Genomic DNA, 18,294 nt, shown 5'->3' with positions numbered 1-18,294 from the left:
AAAATACTGTCGGGAAACTTCCTCAAATTCAAGCTTTATGCTTGGAATTCCGGTTAAAAGGCCCAGTAATCCCCTATTTGAACGGCGGATTGTTTCAAAAAACGGTGAAATGGTGGCGTTCAACGCGCAATCCTGCATGTTGCAGCACGTGTTCGAACTCTTTGTGGGACGGGGTCGACTCATCTGGCAGGCGAATCCGTTTATCGGACCGCAAAACCAGCGAGACACGCACCGAAAGGTCCCATCGTGTATCGAACCGCACATGGTCGATGTCTGCCAAAGCAACCTCAGCTTCGCGACCTCCGGAAAACCATTGCAGTTTGTTTTGGTCGAAGGTCACACCGGCCTGCGTGCCCCGTGCGATATCCCATAGGGCGGGTAGGGTGGACAGTGCCAACGCCGCAATAATCCACCACACCGCGTCAAACAGGATCACCAGAGCAATCAGCGCAGCATACACGCAGATCACAATACCCATGGCCTTCGCCGACCGATTGTGGCGGGTAAAGCTGTATGGAGTCATGCGCCCAGGATACGCGACACCATCTCTGTCGTGTCCCGGGACAGATTCGGCGTTTCCAAAATGCGGTTTAGCTGCGCGCGGATCAGGTCCTGACGGTCCGCATCATAACGTTTCCAGATTTGGAACGCGGAACACATCCGGGCCGTGGTCTGCGGGTTAACCGGGTCCAGACGGATCAACCAATCCGCCAACAGGGCATATCCGGCCCCATCCGCGCGATGGAAGCCGGCGTGGTTCATGGCAAGTGCACCCATGACCGCCCGGAAACGATTTGGGTTTTTCCAATTGAAATCAGTGTGCTCTGTCAGGGCGCGCGCCGTGTCGACAGTCGCCGCAGGCGCAGCCATCGACACTTGCAGACCAAACCATTTGTCCATCACCAGACGGTCATGTTGCCATTGGTCGTAGAAGGCAGACAGCTCGTCCTGCCCTTTTCCAGTGCGCAACAGGCAGGACAAAGCGGTCAGCTGAAGCGTCATGTTGTCGGCCGCCGCGTATTCCTCGGCCGCTTTGCTGCCGCCATCCAGCCGCGATGTCAGGGATAACGCAGCACCACCGAGCGACCGTTTGCCCGCTTGCTCGGCGTTCGGGCTGAACGGTGTGTCGATCAGAGTTTCACTGTGCAAGCGGGGCAGCAAATCCTGCAAATGTTGCGCGGTTGCCTGCCGCAGGGTCTCGACCGCAGTCCAGATCGCCATCGGGTCAGGGGTGTCGCCGGCGTCAAACAATTCTGCCGCCAGTTCGGAATGTGTCGGCAGACCCAGCATCAACGCCCGATAGGCCGGATCCAAATCGCCATCGCGCAGCACGGCCAGAATACCATCCAGATAGTCGGCATCGGGGGTGGCGTCCTGCCGGATCATACGCAGCAAAGTGTCCTGCGCCAGCGACCGCCCAGCCTGCCAGCGGTTGAAAGGATCGGTGTCATGGGCCAGCAAAAAGGCGCGTTCGGTGTTCGAAGGATCATGCTCCAGAATGACAGGAGCAGAGAAATCGCGCAGGATTGAGGCCACGGGTTTGGCTGCCAGCCCGGTGAATTGGAAGCTCTGCTCGGCCTCGGTCAGCTCCAACACTTGGGTTGCATGAACTTCGTCGCCATTTGGACCTAACAGGCCTACGGCGACCGGGATCACATGCGGCAGTTTTCTGGACTGGCCCGGCGTTGGTTCCGAGCGCTGGGACAGTGTCAGCGTAAGGGTCCCGTCTGTCCAATCCTCGGTGACCGAGACGCGGGGCGTGCCAGATTGGCTGTACCAGCGTTTAAACTGGCTCAGATCGCGGTCTGTGGTATCCTCGAACACTTTGATCCAGTCTTCGATGGTGCAGGCCTGTCCATCGTGGCGGTCGAAATACAGATCCAGCGCTTTGGAATAGGCTTCATCACCGACCAGCCGTTTCAGCATGCCAATCACTTCGGCGCCTTTTTCATAGACGGTTGCGGTGTAGAAGTTGTTGATCTCCTGAAAGCTCTCTGGCCGGACAGGGTGCGACAAAGGTCCGTTGTCCTCGGGGAACTGGCGTGCGCGCAGGTCGATGGCGTCGTGGATGCGCTTTACCGGGGCCGAGCGCATGTCAGAGGTAAACTGCGCGTCGCGGAACACTGTCAGCCCCTCTTTCAGGCACAGCTGGAACCAATCGCGGCAGGTGATGCGGTTGCCGGTCCAATTGTGGAAATACTCGTGCGCGATGATCGCCTCGATCCGCTCGAAATTCACGTCGGTCGAGGTTTCCGGGCTGGCCAGCACAGCGGAAGAGTTGAAGATGTTCAGCCCCTTATTCTCCATCGCGCCCATGTTAAAGTCATCGACGGCCACAATGTTGAACACGTCCAAGTCGTATTCCCGGCCATAGACGTCCTCGTCCCACTTCATCGATTTCTTCAACGCTTCCATGCCAAAGGCGCATTTGCCTTCGTCACCGGGGCGTACCCAGAGGTTCAGTTCGACCTCGCGGCCTGACATGGTGGTGAACCGATCGGGATGCGCAATCAGATCGCCCGCAACCAACGCGAACAGATATGCGGGTTTTGGCCACGGGTCGGTCCATTCGGCCCAGCCGTCACCTTTGCCCGAGGGGTTGCCGTTGGACAGCAGAACCGGAAGGTTGCCATTGATGCGCACGGTGAAGGTGGACATTACATCGGGGCGGTCCGGGTAATAAGTGATCTTGCGGAACCCTTCGGCCTCGCATTGGGTGCAGTACATGCCGTTCGACATGTAAAGCCCCTCAAGCGCGGTGTTGTTACCGGGGTCGATTTCAACAACGGATTCCCAGATGAACGGCGCGTCCGGGACGTCCACTGTCAGGCCTTTGTCAGTGATACTGGGCGTGACCTCGATCCCGTCGATGACGGCGCGGACCAGGGTCAGCTCTTCGCCGTGTAAAAAGAATGTGCGGTCTGTGGTCTCGGGGTTTGGGCGAAAAGCAATGCGCGACGTCACGCGGGTGGCGTGATCGGCCAGATCAAAGGTCAGATGCACGCTATCCACCAGATAGCCAAACGGAGTGTAGTCTTTCAGGTAGATCGTGGTAGGGGCAGCGTCGCGCATCGGGGGGCCTCGCATCGGTTCGTGTCTGGCGCGACGTTATGGGCTGAGGCGTTGGCCTGCAAGCGGTCCTGTTCGGGATTGAATGTACCAATCTGACATTTTGGTAAGGTTGTTTTACCGCTGCGTCGCGATGCACGTTGCCTATCGGAAACAATCGCCCTAAATGCTGGCTGCATACAATGGCGTACAGACGTGGGAGACAGATCATGAGCAGCAGGCAGGCGCGCAGCGGACTTCAGGTTGATAAAGTGCTGACCGATTTTATCGAGGATCAGGCACTGCCCGGAACCGGGGTCACGGCTGATACCTTCTGGGATGGTCTTGCGCGGATGGTGACCAAGCTGGGCCCCAGGAACCGTGCCCTGTTGTCAAAGCGCGACCGGTTTCAGGGTCAGATCGATGCCTGGCATCAACAGCGTACAGGCCAGGCACATGATGCCGCCGCCTATCAGGCCTTCCTGCAAGAGATCGGATATCTGGTCGACGAAGGTGACAATTTTCAGATCGACACTGTCAATGTGGACCCGGAAATTGCGCTGATTCCCGGCCCACAATTGGTTGTTCCGATCACCAATGCCCGCTTTGCCTTGAACGCCGCCAATGCGCGCTGGGGCAGCCTGTACGATGCGCTCTATGGCACGGATGCGATGGGCGATCTGCCTGCCGGTGGCGATTACGACACCGCACGTGGTGCGCGGGTGATTGCCTGGGCCAAGGCGTTTCTGGACGGCGCCGTTCCGCTGGCCTTCGGGTCATGGGCGGATGTCGCAGGGCTGCGTGTTCAGGACGGCGAACTGATGCCAACGCTTGCCAATCCCAAGCAATTTGTTGGGTATGAGGGAGAGCCGGGCAAACCGGATACGGTATTACTGCGCAACAACGGGCTGCACATTCAGATCCGGATCGACACACACAGTGCCATCGGGGCCAGCGATCCTGCGAATATTGCCGATATGCGTCTGGAATCGGCCTTGTCGACCATCATGGATTGCGAGGACTCGGTCGCTTGTGTCGATGCAACCGACAAGGTGGTTGCATATAGCAACTGGCTGGGTCTGATGAAGGGTGACCTGACCGAAGATGTGAACAAGGGCAACACGACCTTCACCCGCAAGCTGGCCAAGGATCTGAGCTTTACGACCGCATCAGGGGTGCAGGGCAGCCTGAAGGGTCGTTCGCTGATGCTGATCCGCAATGTTGGGCATCTGATGACAAACCCTGCCGTTCTGGACGGGCAGGGCAATGAGATCGGCGAAGGGCTGATGGATGCGCTCTGCACCACGCTGATCGCCATGCACGATATGAAGCGTGAGGGCGGGAACTCGGTCCAGGGCTCGGTCTATGTGGTGAAACCCAAGATGCACGGCCCGGAAGAGGTGGCGTTTTCGGTCCAGATTTTCGACATGGTCGAAGATATCCTTGGCCTGCCGCGCAACACAGTAAAGCTGGGCATCATGGATGAGGAACGCCGGACTTCGGCCAACCTCAATGAATGTATCCGCGCCGCGAAATCGCGCGTGGCCTTTATCAACACCGGTTTTCTGGATCGCACCGGGGATGAGATCCATACCTCGATGGAAGCAGGCCCAATGCTGCCGAAAGGCGATATCAAAACCACACCGTGGATCGCATCTTATGAGGATCGCAACGTCGATATAGGTCTGGCTTGTGGCCTGAAGGGCAAGGCGCAGATCGGCAAAGGCATGTGGGCCATGCCGGACCGGATGGGCGATATGCTGGAGGCCAAGATCGGACACCCGCAATCCGGCGCCACCTGCGCCTGGGTGCCGTCACCGACCGCGGCGACCTTGCACGCAACGCACTACCACAAGATCGATGTATTGGCCCGGCAAGACGAACTGGCTGATTGCGGGCCCCGTGGCACGTTGGACGATCTGCTGACCATTCCCCTGTTGGGCGGTCGCAACCTCAGCGATGACGAGATCACCCATGAGATCGAGAACAATGCGCAGGGCATTCTGGGCTATGTTGTTCGCTGGGTTGATCAGGGTGTTGGATGCTCGAAAGTACCGGATCTGAATGATATCGGCCTGATGGAAGACCGGGCCACTTGCCGTATTTCCAGTCAGGCACTGGCCAACTGGCTGCACCACGATATCGTTAGCGAAGATCAAGTCATGGCCGCGATGCAAAAGATGGGCGCAGTGGTGGATCGCCAGAATGAAGGCGATCCTGAATACAGACCAATGGCCCCCGGTTTTGACGGTATTGCTTTTCAGGCGGCCTGTGATCTGGTCTTTAAGGGGCGTGCACAGCCATCGGGGTACACCGAGCCGGTTCTGCATGCCCGCCGATTGGAACTTAAGGCAAGCCTTTAAACAAATCTCCTGAACGTTAGGACACGACATGGCTATTTCTCTGCGCAAAGCGCGATCGATCATCCGCAAAGCCCTTGAGAAAGGGCGCGAGATGGAGCTGAAACCTCTTTCGGTCGTGGTGCTGGACGCCGGTGGCCATGTCATCGCGTTCGAGCGTGAAGACGGCGCCGCGCCCGGTCGGTTTGCTATCGCGCATGGCAAGGCCTATGGCTCGGTCATGCTGGGAATGGCAGGCACCGCACAAATGCAGAGAGCCGAGGCGCAGGCCTATTTCATGGCTGCCGTGAATGGCGTTTACGGCGGCCAGGTCGTACCCGTACCCGGTGGCGTATTGCTGCGCGACCGCAAGGGCGAGGTGATCGGCGCAGTTGGTGTAACCGGTGATACTTCGGACAATGATGCCATCGCCGCGATGACCGGGATCGAATCTGCAGGGTTGACTGGCGAAGCCTGATCGGGAGGGACACGGGGGCAATGTTTCGTTGTCCCCATCAGACGTCCTCACGCATGTGCAGGGTTGAACAACAGCTTGCGCTGACACGCAGGTCTTGTGCTATTGCGCGCCACAGACAGGGCCGATAGCTTTCCTGACAGCGAGAGTAACGATTTAGGAATACAGAATGTCTCGACCCGTCGTCGGTATCATCGGCAATTCGTATTTGATGAACGATCAATACCCGACCCATGCGGGTGGGACGATGAACTCGGATGCGGTGGCCAATGTATCCGGCTGTCTGCCGTTGTTGATCCCGGCCGATCCCCGATATGTGTCGGTTGATGAATTGCTCAAGGTTTGTGACGGGTTTCTGCTGACCGGAGGGCGCCCAAACGTCCACCCCGAAGAATACGGCGAATGCGCCACGGATGCCCATGGTGAATTCGACCGGGCTCGCGATGCCATTACCCTGCCGCTGGTGCGGGCCTGTGTTGAGCGTGGTCAGCCGTTCTTTGGCATTTGCCGCGGATTCCAAGAGGTCAACGTGGCGATGGGCGGGACTCTGTATCCCGAAATCCGCGACTTGCCGGGCCGTATGAACCACCGGATGCCGCCCGATGGCACGCTCGAGGAAAAGTTTGCCCTGCGTCACGTGGTGCAGCTGACCGAGGGCGGCCTGTTCCACCGTCTGATGGGCGCGACCGAAGTGATGACGAACACGCTGCACGGGCAGGGCATCAAGTCGATCGGACAGAGGGTTGTCATTGACGGGCATGCGCCCGACGGCACGCCCGAGGCGATCTATGTAAAAGATGCCCCCGGGTTTACCCTGTCAGTACAATGGCATCCGGAATGGGATGCTGTGAATGACCCGGTGTCGCGCCCCTTGTTCGAGGCGTTTGGCGCGGCGGTTCACGCCTGGTCGACTGGCTCAGACGCTGCCCTGGTATCCCAGAGCGCTTAGGTCCTGCGCCGGCCCGAGAGAGGAGAACCGGACCGGCGCATCGCGATCAGATCAGCAGATTGAACTGATTGATCAAAGGCAGGGTGCGCGCGCGCTCACCCGTCAGATCGAACAGGGCATTGCCCAGAGCGGGCATTGACGGCGGTGTGCCAGGTTCTCCCGCGCCGCCCATATGGCGGTTGGTTTCCAGAACGCGCACTTCGACCTGCGGTGCCGTGTGCATCCTAAGGGCGTCATAGTCGGGGAAGTTGAACTGCTCTACCTCGCCTTCGGAAAAGGTGATTTCACCGAAACAGGCGGCTGACAGGCCGTACATCATGCCCCCGAACATCTGTGCCTTGACGTTGTCGGGATCCAGAGCGAGGCCCATGTCGCAGGCGATCCAGGCCTTGTTGATGCGGATCGTTCCGTCCTCGTCCACCACTTCGATGACCTGTGCCACCGGCGTGCCAAAGCTATAGGCCAGAGCAACACCGCGCCCGACACCTTTCGCGGTCTGACCGGTCCAGTTGGACATTTCGCGTACGGCCTCAAGGCAGCCCGCTGAAGGGGCGTGTTCGGATTTGGCCAGTTCCAACCGGAAATCCAGCGGATCGCGATCCGCTGCGAGGGCCAATTCATCCATGAATGTTTCATGGAAGAACCCGTTGTGACTATTGCCGACAGACCGCCAGAACCCAACGGGGATGTCGAGATCGACGACATGCCCGCTCATCCGGTAGTTCGGAACGGCATAGGGTTGGTTAAAGAACCCCTCGACCAGCACTTTGTCAGCGCCTGCAGCGGGCAGTCCGGTATAGCGGTTTACGGCTTGTTGGGCGCAGGATTGCGCAGCGACTTGCCCGTCGATCAGCACGGCCTGACCATCCTTGACCGCGCCCCGCATCCGCGCCATCGCTCCGGGGCGGTAAAAGTCGTGGCGCATGTCCTCTTCGCGGCTCCAGGTGGTCTGGACCGGAACGTTCGGCATCGCCATCGCGACCTTGGTGGCGATTTCGCCAAAGTCAAACTCACCCCGTCGACCAAACCCGCCGCCCAAATAGGTGGTGTGGATCTGGACCGCTTCGGTATCCAGATTGGCCACGTTGGCTACCCGCATCTGGATCAATGTCGGAGCTTGATTGCCACACCACAACTCCAGCGCGTTGCCGGTGAACAAGGCAGTTGCGTTCATCGGCTCCATCGTGGCGTGGGCCAGATAAGGCACTTTGTATTCTGCAGTGATCTCGCTTGCGCCGTCCGGCAGCGTCGTGACATCCCCATCGTCACGCATGGTCGAATTAGGTGCGTCGTCGAACGCCTTGGCAATATGGGAAAAAATCTCGTCTGTTTCCGACGGGTAGGGCGCGTCACCCCAATCCACGTCAATCGCCTCAACCGCCTGATTTGCAAGCCAGGTGTTGTTGGCAACAACTGCAACACCAGTGCCCAGATTGACGACTTTTTCAACGCCCGGCATTGTTTTGGCTGCGCTGTCATCATAACCGTTCATGACGCCGCCCAGCTTGGGGTTCATCCGGACGGCGGCAAATTTCATACCCGGCAGGCGCACGTCAACACCGAATTCCGCGGTGCCGGTCACCTTGCCCGCCATGTCCAGGCGCGGTTGCGTACGACCAAGATACCGCCATTTTGAGGGGTCACGCAAAGGGGCTTCGGCCGCTTCAATCGCGGCAGCCTCGATGGCAAGTTCGGTATAGGCGATCTTGTCCCCATCGGGCGCAATGACAAAACCCGACGCCGTTTTCAACGCGGACGGATCAACGTCCAAGCGGTTAGCGGCCGCCTGTTTCAGCGTTTCACGGGCCGAGGCCCCGGCCAGCCTCATCCTCTCGAACCCGTCCTTCATCGAGGTCGAGCCCCCCGTCACCTGAAGGCTAAGCACCCGGCCAACCACACCAAGCGCCTCAGCCAGATTGTGCTGGAAATTTGAGATGTCATAGCCCTTGTTTGGCAGGCTTTCACCCATCATGGCCGAGTTGTAATAGGCCGCTGCGGCAGGGCCGTGCAGAACAGTGACCTGGTCCAGGTCCACATCCAGCTCCTCGGCAATCAGGGCTGCCCAGGTGGTTTTGACGCCCTGTCCCATCTCAGCCCGGGGCGCAAACAGGGTCACGCCGTTCTGGTCGATCAGCACAAATGGGTTGAGCGCCGCTTCGCCTTCGCCTGGTTTCAGCGGGTTGGGGGCTGGTCGGCTGACATAATAAGCCCCAAAAGCCACACCGCCGACGACGGCGGCTGAACCAATCAGGAACGTACGGCGGAGGATTTTACCAACAGATGCCATCGGTTACACCTCTTTCAGCTTTAAGGCTGCATCCTGGATCGCCGCCCTGATGCGAGGGTAGGTACCACAGCGGCACAGGTTGCCCTGCATCGCGTCATCAATATCTGTGTCGGTCGGGTCAGGGTTTTCCGCCAGTAGCGCGGCCGCCTGCATGATTTGCCCTGACTGACAGTACCCGCATTGTGCGACCTGATGGTCGACCCAGGCCTGCTGGATCGTTGCCATCGCGTCCGGCGATCCGATTCCTTCAATCGTTGTTACATCGCCCCAAACATCCGACAACGTGACCTGGCACGAACGCACGGCCTCACCATCGATATGTACTGTGCAAGCACCACAAGCTGCGACTCCGCAGCCGAATTTGGTACCGGTCAGGCCAACCTCGTCCCGCAGAACCCACAGCAGGGGTACATCGTCAGGCAAGTCTACCTGATGGGATGTACCGTTCACTTTTAAACTGGTCGCCATGGCGCATCTCCCTGGGCTTTGGCTGGTTTCTGACATATTGACCTGTAAGTGTCATATTGTCAATTGACAAAATAAACAAAAAATGTCAAAGCTGCGGTATGAGTGATTTGAATGATGACCCGAGGCAAAAAGCGATATTATCGTCAGCCTTTCAGGCCTTTGCCGCATACGGTTTTAGAAAAACATCGATGGATGATATTGCGCGTGGCGCGGGGATGTCGCGGCCGGCCGTCTATCTGCACTACAAGAACAAAGAAGCGATCGTTCGAAAGCTGACCCAGCTGTATTACGAGGAAAAAGCCCTGGCCGTCGCGCAGGCACTGGAAGGCCCGGGATCAGTGCCCGAGACCGTAGCGAAGGCCGTTCATGCGCAATCCGAAGGCATCGCCGAGATTCTGGCCTCTCCGCACGGGCTTGAGATGTTGGATACCACCAAGTCCATGGCCACCGAGATTGTCGAGGCGGGCGAGGGGGCGTTGACCGACCTCTATGCCAATTGGCTTTCCAAGGAACAGACCAACGGGCGGGTCAGGTTGGTTGGCGATCCGCACGAAACCGCAAAAACCATCACCGTCGCGCTGAAAGGGATCAAGCTGACCGCCTCTGGCGGGCAGGACTTTGAGGTCCGCGCCGCACAATTGGCTGCGCTGATTGGTGCGGGGCTTGAGGCTAGGTAACGCGCTGGCGGACTTTGAATTCGGGCGTGTCCCACAACCGGTTCGTCATGATATCGGCCAGAATTGAAACCGCATGCTCGACATCCTGCGCGTCGATATACAGCGGCGTAAAGCCGAACCGCATGATATCAGGCGCGCGGAAATCGCCGACCACACCGTGTGCAATCAAGGCCTGCATGGCGGCGTACCCATCAGCAAACCGGAACGAAACCTGGCTGCCGCGCTGTTCGGGATCACGCGGGCTGGCCAGTTCCAGCCCGGGGCAGGCCGCCTCGACCCGTTCAATGAATAACTCGGTCAGTTCGATGGATTTGGCGCGCACGTCCTGGATATCAGCCATATCCCAGACATCCATCGCTGCGGACAGCGCGGTCATCTGGATCACAGGCGGCGTTCCAACCCGCATTCTTTCGATGCCGTCGCCGGGGCGATAGTCCAGATCGAAGGCAAAGGGCGCCTCGTGCCCCAGCCATCCAGACAACGCGGGACGCACACGTTCAGCCAGGCGCGGCGCTACGTAGACAAAAGCCGGCGCGCCAGGGCCTCCGTTGAGATACTTGTACGTACATCCAACGGCAAAATCGGCGCTGCAGCCAGACAGGTCCACAGGAATTGCCCCGGCAGAATGGGCCAGATCCCAGACAGTGATCGTACCGTTTGCGTGCGCCAGTTCGGTCAGAGCCTTCATATCGTGCAGACGTCCGCTGCGGTAATCAACCTCGGTCAGCATCAGGACAGCCACATCTTCGGTGATACTTCCAGGGACCTCATCGGGGGCCACGACGCGCAATTCATATTCTGGGCCAAGGGACCGCAGCAGCCCTTCGACCATATAAAGATCGGTGGGAAAGTTGCCACTATCCGACAGAACAACCTTGCGGTCGGGACGCAACTCCAGCGCTGACGCGACCGCCTGATAGACCTTGATCGACAGGGTATCGCCGGTTACCACGCTGCCCGGTTCCGCGCCAATCAGATGACCGATCCGATCCCCCAATTTGGTCGGCATAGCCATCCAACCTGCCTTGTTCCACCCGGTGATCAGCATCTGGCCCCATTCCCGGGTCATCATGTCACTGACACGGCCGCTGGCCGCATGGGGCAAGGGGCCAAGTGAGTTGCCGTCAAGATAAATGACGTCCTTGGGTAAATCGAACATGGCTTTTGTCGCGGCAAAGTCGGTCATAGTGGTCCTGCGAATTGGTCTGGATGTGAATTAGATCCAAGGGCTACCTGATCCATCCGTTTGTGTCCATGTTTTGCCCTGTGCTGGGCATCCGAGGCACGCCAGCGCTGCGACTATCTGGTGTTTTGCCATTTTGGGCAGGAAACGATAGATCATCGGCAAGTTTACTGATGAACCAAAAGGCACCCGGCCATGAAAAAGATTGATCTTCCTCCGGTCTGGTTGTTGGGATTTGCCGTGTTGGCCTGGGCGCAGGAGCGGTACTTTTCACTGGGTCTGTCGCTGGATGGAGGTTTCACGGACTTGCTCAGCGGAGTATTGATCGGCGGCGGCGTGATCCTGGCGGTTTTGGCAGTGGCAGAGTTTCGCCGCCACAAGACAACGGTGATCCCGCACCAAACGCCTTCGGCCCTGATCCAGAGCGGGATTTTCAAACGCAGCCGCAATCCGATCTATGTGGGTGACGTTTTGATTTTGGCGGGTCTGATCCTTCGGTTCGACGCGGTTTTGTCGCTGGTTTTGGTTCCCATCTTTGTGTGGGTGTTAGAGCGCCGCTTTATTGTGCCTGAAGAAAACCGACTGCGCCGGACATTCCGCGCGGATTTCGCCCGATACGAACGGCAAACCCGACGCTGGGTGTGACGCCGCGTGTGTCGTGACATAACGTTACGAATGCTGCGCTTGCGAAATAATATTGCGCAGGGTACATGAAAGCTTGATGAACTATACCGACCACCTGATCGGTCAGATTGAAAATTAGGGGGAACGCCGGTGAAGCTAGGCACACCAAAGGAAACGATATCGGGCGAGGATCGCGTTGCGATGACGCCGGAGTCTGCGTTGCAACTGCAGAAGCTTGGGTATGAGTGTCTGATTGAGAAAGGCGCGGGTTTGGCCGCGGGCTTTTCGGATGCGACGTATGAGGCGGCGGGCGTTGAGGTGGTCAAGACGGCGGCCGCGTTGTGGAAGGCGGCTGATATCGTCGCCAAGGTTCGCCAGCCTACCGAGGCTGAACTGAAACGCCTGACCAAAGGTAAGACGCTGATTTCCTTCTTTAATCCAGCCGGTAACGAAGAAGGCATGGAGCTGGCCAAATCCAAAGGCGCCAATGTGATCGCCATGGAGATGGTGCCGCGGATTTCCCGTGCGCAGAAGATGGACGCACTGTCCTCGATGGCCAACATCGCGGGCTATCGCGCAGTGATCGAGGCGGGCAACAACTTTGGTCGCTTTTTCACTGGTCAGGTAACGGCGGCGGGTAAAGTACCGCCAGCGAAGGTCCTGATCGTCGGCGCTGGTGTGGCCGGTTTGGCGGCCATCGGCACGTCGACCTCGTTGGGTGCGATCACCCTTGCCTTTGATGTGCGTCCCGAAGTGGCCGAACAGGTCGAGTCGATGGGCGCAGAGTTCGTTTACCTGGATTTCGAAGATGACAGCCAAGACGGTGCCGCGACCGGTGGCTATGCCAGCGTGCAGTCCGATGAATTCCGCGAAGCCCAACTGGCCAAGTTCCGCGAACTGGCCCCTGAAGTAGACATCGTCATCACTACGGCGCTGATCCCCAACCGCGAAGCGCCCGAGCTTTGGACCAAGGACATGGTCGAAGCGATGAAACCGGGCTCGGTCATTGTCGACCTGGCGGCGGAAAAGGGCGGCAACTGCAAGCTGACCGTTGCGGATGAGAAGGTCGTGACCGCCAACGGCGTGACCATCATCGGCTATACCGATTTCCCCAGCCGGATGGCGGCGCAATCCTCGTCGCTTTATGCCACCAACATTCGTCATATGATGACTGACCTGACGCCTGAAAAGGACGGTCAGATCAATCATGACATGGAAGATGACGTCATCCGCGGGTCCACCGTGACCTTTGAGGGTGAGATCACCTTCCCACCACCGCCACCAAAGATTCAGGCGATTGCGGCGCAGAAAAAACCCGAAGTCAAAGAGCTGACGCCGGAAGAAAAGCGCGCGCAGGAGGTTGCGGCCTTCAAGGCGCAGACGAAACAGCAGTTCACCCTGCTGGGTGTCGGTGGCGCGTTGCTGCTGCTGGTGGGGCTGATCGCTCCGGCCAGTTTCATGCAGCACTTCATCGTCTTCGTGCTGGCCATTTTCGTCGGTTTCCAGGTGATCTGGGGCGTCGCGCACAGCCTGCACACACCATTGATGGCGATCACCAACGCGATCTCTTCGATCATCATCGTTGGGGCCTTGATGCAGATCGGGTCGGGTTCGTTCCTGGTCATTCTGTTGGCGGCGTTGTCGGTCTTTATGGCTGGGATCAACATTTTCGGTGGCTTCCTCGTCACCCGGCGCATGCTTGCCATGTTCCAGAAATCTTAAGGAGGCCGGATAGATGCAAGGCTTTACTACTGCTGCTTATGTTGTTGCAGCTGTTCTCTTTATCCTGTCTCTGGGCGGTCTGTCGAACCAGGAAAGCGCCAAGCGCGCGGTCTGGTACGGTATTGTTGGTATGGCGCTGGCGGTTTTTGCGACGCTGGTTGGCCCCGGTTCCGGTCTGTGGCTGCTGTCGCTGCTGCTGATTGCAGGCGGTGGCTTTATCGGCCAATACGTGGCGCAACGTGTCCAGATGACCGAGATGCCGCAGCTTGTGGCTGCGATGCACTCGTTGGTTGGTCTGGCAGCTGTGTTTGTGGGCTTCAACGCGCATTTCGAAATCCAGAATGTGGCACAGGTTTTTGCCATCGTGGACTCGGCGAAGGATGCGGATCTGTCCAACCTGGGTGCGTTTGCGAAACTGATCGCAAAGAAAACCCCGGCGGAACTGGGCATCCTGCATGTTGAATTGTTCCTGGGTATCTTCATTGGTGCGATCACCTTTACCGGTTCGGTTGTGGCCTATGGCAAGCTGGCAGGTAAGGTGACGTCGGTGGCGACAAAGCTGCCGGGCGGCCATGCACTGAATGCGGCTGCTGCGGCTCTCTCGGTGATCTGTCTGATCTGGTACACCGCTTCGGGCGGTCTCTTCCCGCTGATCCTGATGACGCTGGCGGCGCTGTTCATCGGTTATCACCTGATCATGGGCATCGGCGGCGCTGACATGCCGGTGGTTGTGTCGATGCTGAACAGCTATTCCGGCTGGGCGGCGGCGGCGATCGGTTTCAGCCTCGGCAACGACCTGTTGATTGTGGTCGGTGCGCTTGTGGGCTCGTCCGGTGCGATCCTGTCCTACATCATGTGTAAGGCGATGAACCGCCATTTTGTCAGCGTGATCCTGGGTGGCTTTGGCGGCCCGCAAGGTGAGCAGATGGCCGTTGAAGGCGAGCAGATTGCCATCGAAGCTGAAGGCGTTGCCGCAGCCCTGAACGACGCAGACAGCGTGGTCATCATTCCGGGCTATGGCATGGCGGTGGCGCAGGCGCAGCAATCGGTTTCCGAACTGGTGCGCAAGCTGCGCGCGCAGGGCAAGAACGTACGCTTTGCGATCCACCCCGTTGCCGGTCGTCTGCCGGGGCACATGAACGTGCTGCTGGCGGAAGCCAAAGTGCCCTATGACATCGTTCTGGAAATGGATGAGATCAACGACGACTTCCCGGATACGGATGTGGCCATCGTGATCGGCTCCAACGACATCGTGAACCCTGCGGCGCAGGAAGATCCCAACAGCCCTATCGCCGGCATGCCGGTTCTGGAATGCTGGAAGGCCAAGCAGGTGTTTGTATCCAAGCGTGGTCAGGGCACCGGCTATTCGGGCATCGAAAACCCGCTGTTCTTCAAGGAAAACACCCGCATGTTCTATGGCGACGCCAAACAGTCGTTGGACAAGCTGCTGCCGATGATCGACTGATTTCCGCAGGCTTAGAAAAGACAAAGGCGCCCCGACCGGGCGCCTTTTTTCATTTTGGTGTAGTCTGCGGTGCAGGAGGTGCCTCATGGAAAAGGTCAACGGCATAGGTGGCGTGTTCTTTCGCGCCCACGATCCAAAGGCGCTGAGCGCTTGGTACGAAGAACACCTGGGTGTTAATTACTATGACCCGGCGCCCTGGAAACAACGCGAAGGATACACGGTCTTTGCTCCCTTTGCGCAGGACACCGAGTATTTCGGGCGGTCCGAGCAGCAGTGGATGATCAATTTCAGGGTAGACGACCTGACGGTCATGATCGCCCAGCTGAAAGCCGCGGGGATATCTGTCGAAACCCGGGCCGAGTGGGATAGTGAGGTCGGCAAATTCGCCCGCATTCATGACCCCGAGGGCAATCCGATCGAGCTGTGGCAGCCAAATCAATGAGATAGCGGATTTGTATACCGTTGTATCCTTGTAAGTATATGAAATAAAAAGAGAATTGATGTAGCGGCGAGGTGTCGTATAGTGCCCGGAACGAACCGGAGCCCTTGAATGACCCCAATTGATGATCACCCGCTGCGCTACGCACTGGCCAATGAGTTGCACGCGCGGCCGTTCCCTGTGGCGTCGACGCCTTGCACCGTGGTCTTTCTGGCGATCAAGAAACCGGTTGCCGCCGTGGCGCGGGATCGGGATGAGGATCTGGCCCATCTGATCGACCTGCTGGACCGGCACGGGGCACAGCACCCGCAGCCTCAGGCAACCCATTATGCCGGGCAGATCGGGCGCCATTGGCTGAAATGGGAGCAACATACCGAGTTTGTGACCTATACCGCAATTACACCGAACGTCAGTGACCGGCCCTTCAACCCGGCCGATTTTGAAGTCTTCCCGCCGGACTGGCTGATGGCAAGCCCGGGTCAACGGGTGACCTCTGTGATGATGCGCGTGGTCACGCGCGGGCAAGACGATACGGTCAAATCCTCTCTGGCCAACTGGTTTGAGCCCGAAAGCCTTGCCGTGGCCCGGGTGCTGGACGACGCCGCCGTATGTGCCAGCGATTTCCGCATTGATCCGGCTGGGCATATGCGGTTTGCGATGTTCGTGGCAAAAGGCACCGGGCAACGCAGGATAGGGCGGATCATTCAGCGTCTGTGTGAGATTGAGACCTACAAAGCAATGTCCATGCTGGGCTTTGCTCGCGTTAAACAGCTGACCCCGCGTATCGGAGAGTTGGACGGCAAGCTGACCGAATTGATGGGGCAGATGACCGATAATGCAGCCAATCCTGACGCTTTGCTGCCTGATCTGTTGTCTATCTCGACTGAACTTGAGACGCTCTCGGCCCGGTGTTCGTTTCGCTTTGGGGCAACGGGCGCTTATGAAGCTATAGTGAACCAGCGGATCGAAGTTTTGCGCGAAGAGAGATTTGAGGGGCGCCAAAGCTTTGCCGATTTCATGATGCGCCGCTATGACCCGGCGATCCGCACCGTGAAGTCCACTGAATATCGTCTGCAAGCCTTGTCGGACCGGGCCATCCGGGCGGGTGAGTTGCTAAGGACTCGGGTGGATGTTGAACGCAGCGCGCAAAATCAGGCGCTGTTGGAAAGCATGGACCGCCGCGCCGATATGGCCCTGCGCCTGCAGCACACGGTCGAGGGGTTGTCGGTGGTTGCCATCAGTTACTATGCCGTCTCATTGGTCAGCTATCTGCTGTATCCGCTGACCAAGGCGGGGATCAGCAAAGGGATGCTGACGGCTGCGGTGACAATTCCGGTGGTGCTAATGGTGTGGATCGCGATCCGCCAAATCCGCAAACGGTTGGAATAAACCGCAGTTGCCAAACCATCCTTACCCTGTAGAACGGACTGGTTTGACGCATTTTGTGAAGGGCTTCCAGTGATCGGAATCGTGGCCGCGTGGCGGGCCGTTGCTGCCATGTTCATCCTGAACGGCGCGCTGTTTGGCATCTGGGCGTCTCGTATTCCGGCTGTGCGCGATCGGTTGGACCTGACGCACGAAGCCCTTGGTTTTGGCCTGCTGTTCATGGCTGCCGGGGCGGTGTGTTCCTTTCCGGTAACAGGGCGGCTGACTGACCGGTTCGGGGCGGTGAGGATCACACGGATCATAGCGGTTCTTTACACACTCTCCCTGATCCTGCTGGCCGTTGCAGACGGGTTCTGGGCGCTGGCTGGGTTTCTGTTTGTATTCGGGGCGTTCCACGGGTCAATGGATGTGGCCATGAACGCCTGGGCTGCCGAGGTCGAGCAGACCTACGACAAACCCGTAATGTCCTCATTCCACGCGATGTGGAGCCTGGGCGCAGGGTTGGGCGCGCTTAGCGGGTATGGCGCGGTGCAGATGGGTCTGACGGTGATGCAGCATTTCCTATTGACCGGAGGGGTCGTGGTGGCGCTCGCGTTGGCCTTGTCCTGGGTGCGCTGGACATCGCGCCGCGCGGCTTCGTCTGGCGGCGCGGTTTTTGCTCTGCCCTCTGGGGCGCTGATCCTGGTGGGGTTCGCAGCATTGTGCGGGGCGCTGGGCGAAGGGGCGGTGGCGGATTGGAGCGCCATTTTCCTCAGGGATGTAACAGGCGCGACCGAAAGCGTTGCTGCCCTTGGATACGCGGTGTTCTCGGTGACAATGGTCACCTTCAGGCTGGCCGGAGGCTTTGTGATTGCCCGGTTCGGTCCGGTCTCAACGGCCCGATTTGGGGGGGTGTGTGCGGCGTTGGGCGTGTTCGGTGTTGTATCCACAGATGCAGCAGGTTTGGCGCTGGCTGGTTTTGCGTTGATGGGCGTTGGCTATGCCGTAATCATGCCTTTGGCCTTTAGTCGGGCTGCCAACGATCCGCATGTGCCGCCCGGGCAAGCCATCGCCAGCGTGGCAACGCTGGGCTATGGCGGTTTGTTGATTGGCCCGCCGCTTATTGGGTTTCTGGCTGAAATGCTTACATTACGGCTGGCATTCATGGCATTGTTGCCGTTGGCCATCCTGATCATTCTATTGTCCGGTGCGCTGCGGCCCGTGCACACTGACTGAACATGTGACGGCCTGAA

15 protein-coding genes are annotated in these 18,294 nt (G+C 58.6%); 10 read left to right on the top strand and 5 right to left on the bottom strand.

Annotated features, from left to right (window positions below):
- Window positions 1-94: 94 nt before the first annotated feature.
- The gene (locus RUM8411_RS03070) at window positions 95-478 is read right to left on the bottom strand and encodes a hypothetical protein (RefSeq protein WP_234995120.1); all 384 of its coding nucleotides are present in this window, start codon (window positions 476-478) and stop codon (window positions 95-97) included.
- A gap of 41 nt (window positions 479-519) precedes the next feature.
- Window positions 520-3,072 (bottom strand): aminopeptidase N, encoded by a 2,553-nt coding sequence (gene pepN, locus RUM8411_RS03065; protein ID WP_085821181.1) that lies wholly within the window; start codon window positions 3,070-3,072, stop codon window positions 520-522.
- A 206-nt stretch (window positions 3,073-3,278) separates the two neighbouring features.
- Here pepN and RUM8411_RS03060 point away from each other — a divergent pair, with 206 nt between their 5' ends.
- The 3 genes from RUM8411_RS03060 to RUM8411_RS03050 all read left to right on the top strand — a co-directional run bounded on the left by RUM8411_RS03060 (window position 3,279) and on the right by RUM8411_RS03050 (window position 6,811).
- Window positions 3,279-5,411, top strand: coding sequence for a malate synthase G (locus tag RUM8411_RS03060; protein ID WP_085821180.1), 2,133 nt, complete (start codon window positions 3,279-3,281; stop codon window positions 5,409-5,411).
- Between the two features lie 28 nt (window positions 5,412-5,439).
- Complete coding sequence (locus RUM8411_RS03055) at window positions 5,440-5,865, top strand: GlcG/HbpS family heme-binding protein (RefSeq protein WP_085821179.1); 426 nt, start codon at window positions 5,440-5,442, stop codon at window positions 5,863-5,865.
- 166 nt (window positions 5,866-6,031) lie between these two features.
- Entirely contained in the window at window positions 6,032-6,811 is a 780-nt protein-coding gene (locus RUM8411_RS03050) for a gamma-glutamyl-gamma-aminobutyrate hydrolase family protein (RefSeq protein WP_085821178.1), read from the top strand.
- Between the two features lie 46 nt (window positions 6,812-6,857).
- Here RUM8411_RS03050 and RUM8411_RS03045 read toward each other — a convergent pair whose 3' ends face one another.
- Window positions 6,858-9,098 (bottom strand): xanthine dehydrogenase family protein molybdopterin-binding subunit, encoded by a 2,241-nt coding sequence (locus RUM8411_RS03045; RefSeq protein ID WP_085821177.1) that lies wholly within the window; start codon window positions 9,096-9,098, stop codon window positions 6,858-6,860.
- 3 nt (window positions 9,099-9,101) lie between these two features.
- Window positions 9,102-9,566, bottom strand: coding sequence for a (2Fe-2S)-binding protein (locus tag RUM8411_RS03040; RefSeq protein ID WP_085821176.1), 465 nt, complete (start codon window positions 9,564-9,566; stop codon window positions 9,102-9,104).
- Between the two features lie 98 nt (window positions 9,567-9,664).
- On the opposite strand from RUM8411_RS03040, the gene RUM8411_RS03035 reads away from it, so the two are divergent.
- Window positions 9,665-10,243 (top strand): TetR/AcrR family transcriptional regulator, encoded by a 579-nt coding sequence (locus RUM8411_RS03035; protein WP_085821175.1) that lies wholly within the window; start codon window positions 9,665-9,667, stop codon window positions 10,241-10,243.
- On the opposite strand, the gene kynU is transcribed toward RUM8411_RS03035, so the two are convergent.
- Window positions 10,236-11,429, bottom strand: a complete 1,194-nt coding sequence (gene kynU / locus RUM8411_RS03030) for a kynureninase (RefSeq protein ID WP_085821174.1) — start codon at window positions 11,427-11,429, stop codon at window positions 10,236-10,238. The genes RUM8411_RS03035 and kynU overlap by 8 nt on opposite strands.
- A 192-nt stretch (window positions 11,430-11,621) precedes the next feature.
- Here kynU and RUM8411_RS03025 point away from each other — a divergent pair, with 192 nt between their 5' ends.
- From RUM8411_RS03025 to RUM8411_RS03000, 6 genes are all read left to right on the top strand, one after another.
- A complete protein-coding gene (locus RUM8411_RS03025) occupies window positions 11,622-12,071 on the top strand; it encodes a methyltransferase family protein (RefSeq protein WP_085821173.1) in 450 nt (149 codons plus the stop codon).
- Between the two features lie 129 nt (window positions 12,072-12,200).
- Window positions 12,201-13,772: a Re/Si-specific NAD(P)(+) transhydrogenase subunit alpha gene (locus tag RUM8411_RS03020; RefSeq protein WP_085821172.1), complete on the top strand. Its 1,572-nt coding sequence runs from the start codon at window positions 12,201-12,203 to the stop codon at window positions 13,770-13,772.
- A gap of 13 nt (window positions 13,773-13,785) precedes the next feature.
- Complete coding sequence (locus RUM8411_RS03015; protein WP_085821171.1) at window positions 13,786-15,237, top strand: NAD(P)(+) transhydrogenase (Re/Si-specific) subunit beta; 1,452 nt, start codon at window positions 13,786-13,788, stop codon at window positions 15,235-15,237.
- Between the two features lie 85 nt (window positions 15,238-15,322).
- Window positions 15,323-15,679, top strand: coding sequence for a VOC family protein (locus RUM8411_RS03010; protein WP_085821170.1), 357 nt, complete (start codon window positions 15,323-15,325; stop codon window positions 15,677-15,679).
- 108 nt (window positions 15,680-15,787) lie between these two features.
- A complete protein-coding gene (locus tag RUM8411_RS03005; RefSeq protein ID WP_085821169.1) occupies window positions 15,788-17,065 on the top strand; it encodes a DUF3422 family protein in 1,278 nt (425 codons plus the stop codon).
- Window positions 17,066-17,134: 69 nt separating this feature from the next.
- Entirely contained in the window at window positions 17,135-18,277 is a 1,143-nt protein-coding gene (locus RUM8411_RS03000; protein WP_085821168.1) for an MFS transporter, read from the top strand.
- Window positions 18,278-18,294 lie beyond the last annotated feature (17 nt).

The sequence above is a fragment of the Ruegeria meonggei genome (assembly GCF_900172215.1).
Lineage (GTDB): Bacteria > Pseudomonadota > Alphaproteobacteria > Rhodobacterales > Rhodobacteraceae > Ruegeria > Ruegeria meonggei.
The sequence above is the reverse complement of the archived record's forward strand: the minus strand, read 5'-3'. Positions and strand labels throughout refer to the sequence as shown.

Coding starts and splice junctions, on each gene's coding strand:
- RUM8411_RS03040 (WP_085821176.1), bottom strand. CDS start 9,566: ATGGCGACCAGTTTAAAAGTGAACGGTACATCCCATCAGGTAGACTTG.
- RUM8411_RS03035 (WP_085821175.1), top strand. CDS start 9,665: ATGAGTGATTTGAATGATGACCCGAGGCAAAAAGCGATATTATCGTCA.
- RUM8411_RS03055 (WP_085821179.1), top strand. CDS start 5,440: ATGGCTATTTCTCTGCGCAAAGCGCGATCGATCATCCGCAAAGCCCTT.
- RUM8411_RS03050 (WP_085821178.1), top strand. CDS start 6,032: ATGTCTCGACCCGTCGTCGGTATCATCGGCAATTCGTATTTGATGAAC.
- pepN (WP_085821181.1), bottom strand. CDS start 3,072: ATGCGCGACGCTGCCCCTACCACGATCTACCTGAAAGACTACACTCCG.
- RUM8411_RS03005 (WP_085821169.1), top strand. CDS start 15,788: ATGACCCCAATTGATGATCACCCGCTGCGCTACGCACTGGCCAATGAG.
- RUM8411_RS03070 (WP_234995120.1), bottom strand. CDS start 478: ATGGGTATTGTGATCTGCGTGTATGCTGCGCTGATTGCTCTGGTGATC.
- RUM8411_RS03010 (WP_085821170.1), top strand. CDS start 15,323: ATGGAAAAGGTCAACGGCATAGGTGGCGTGTTCTTTCGCGCCCACGAT.
- RUM8411_RS03025 (WP_085821173.1), top strand. CDS start 11,622: ATGAAAAAGATTGATCTTCCTCCGGTCTGGTTGTTGGGATTTGCCGTG.
- kynU (WP_085821174.1), bottom strand. CDS start 11,429: ATGACCGACTTTGCCGCGACAAAAGCCATGTTCGATTTACCCAAGGAC.
- RUM8411_RS03060 (WP_085821180.1), top strand. CDS start 3,279: ATGAGCAGCAGGCAGGCGCGCAGCGGACTTCAGGTTGATAAAGTGCTG.
- RUM8411_RS03015 (WP_085821171.1), top strand. CDS start 13,786: ATGCAAGGCTTTACTACTGCTGCTTATGTTGTTGCAGCTGTTCTCTTT.
- RUM8411_RS03045 (WP_085821177.1), bottom strand. CDS start 9,098: ATGGCATCTGTTGGTAAAATCCTCCGCCGTACGTTCCTGATTGGTTCA.